Annotated in this window: 1 protein-coding gene; it reads left to right on the forward strand. The window is 41.6% G+C overall.

The window, feature by feature from the left end:
- The coding region (locus tag ACQ96U_RS27200) for an IS3 family transposase (protein ID WP_431724414.1) at window positions 1–255 on the forward strand (255 nt) is incomplete at both ends.

A 255-nucleotide genomic window follows, 5' to 3' on the forward strand; every position in this document is an offset into this window, starting at 1 on the left:
TGATGGGTGTAAGTAAATCAGGCTATTACGATTGGCTCAAACGTCCTGTAGCGGTGATTAGCCTTGATACTTTGAAGCTTTATCACCTTATTCGAAAATTATTTAGAAAAAGCCGGGGCAGTTTAGGAAATCGTGAAATGGTGAAGAAATTGCGTAAAGAAGGCTATCAAATGGGTCGCTACCAAGTTCGCAACATCATGCATCGGTTACACCTAAAAGTTACACAACATCAGGCTTACAGGGTCACAACGATGC

Origin of the sequence: Zooshikella sp. RANM57 (genome assembly GCF_050749885.1) — a bacterium.
Lineage (GTDB): Bacteria > Pseudomonadota > Gammaproteobacteria > Pseudomonadales > Zooshikellaceae > Zooshikella.